Source organism: Pseudoalteromonas sp. SR44-5 (assembly GCF_014163675.1).
Taxonomy (GTDB): domain Bacteria; phylum Pseudomonadota; class Gammaproteobacteria; order Enterobacterales; family Alteromonadaceae; genus Pseudoalteromonas; species Pseudoalteromonas rhizosphaerae.
In genome coordinates this window covers 1-1,123 of the sequence record NZ_JACJDT010000127.1, presented here as the reverse complement: position 1 = coordinate 1,123, position 1,123 = coordinate 1, and the positions used below count along the sequence as shown (strand labels likewise).

Genomic DNA, 1,123 nt, shown 5'->3' with positions numbered 1-1,123 from the left:
AGGTAACTGTTGCTTTAAATGGGAAGAGATTGTTTGCAGGTTAACCTCGAAAATGGGCGCGCCGGGTGTAATGAATTACTTTCCAGAAATTAGCCACATAGACCAAGAGAAGTACCCTAAAACAACTGTTACCGGTTCAGTTGTCGAACTTTCAGCTAACCCTGTCCATTGTTATTTATTGTGGGAACGTTATGTGCGCTTTATGGATTTAAGCAAGCCATTGCCCGATGTGCCGGTATATGAACGACACCGCCATTTAGACCCCATTACAGCTGAATTTGATAAGAGGAATAATCGGCCTGATGAGTTTTGGTCCTCATTTTCGTTTTCGCAGCAATTAGAAATTGAAGAGGAAATTCTGAGTGAAGCATTTCCATTTGATTGGCTAAAAGGTAGAGAGCAGGAAGAAATAATCAAACCTTGGCAGCATTGGAAAGCAGAGCCTGAGCGCATAGAACAATTAACGTGGAAATATAAAGCTAAGCACCTTGCGCTTCAGCTTTTTATCGGCTTTCCGTGAAACGGCTTAAGTTTCAGGGTCCATGATACGTTAACAATCAGAAAAGGAATTCAAACGAGGCACTTTAAAGTGCCAAGGTTGATTAAACAATAAGGATATTAAATGCAAAATAATGACTACCTAGCCGTTGATATCATGGGTAAAAAAACGCGATTTAATCGTTTTTTTTACCCAGAGAGATTAAATAGCCTTAAGAGAAAATTCAAAGGCTTATGCTATTTATATGATTTACCTACAAAAAAGCAAAAAGTAATTCAAAAACACCCAGAGCGATATAAAATAGAAATGTGTGGAAATAATTCCGCTAGGGTTATTTTATTTGGTCCCATAATAATCGGATTTACTTTGAGTTTAATCTTGTTGATCTGTTGCTTTGTGGCCACCTATTCCAATGAGCCATTTCAATGGTGGATACCTATACTCACTTTTTCTTGGAACTTGTTTTTTCTTAACTTATTACCAATAACAGATAGTTACATCCCTAAAAAGCAAATATATTTTGACAGAAAAAAACAGTTAGTCGGCTTTACCTATAAGATACCTGGTTGTGAAGAGCGTGATGAGCTGGGTAATTGTTGTTTTAAATGGGCTGATATTGTATGC

The 1,123-nt window shown here is 37.4% G+C and carries 2 pseudogenes; both read left to right on the top strand.

Annotated features, from left to right (window positions below):
- Nucleotides 1-520 (top strand): annotated as a pseudogene (locus tag H5154_RS22780) (hypothetical protein); the annotation flags it as partial.
- Between the two features lie 102 nt (nucleotides 521-622).
- Nucleotides 623-1,123, top strand: a pseudogene (locus H5154_RS22775) (hypothetical protein); the annotation flags it as partial.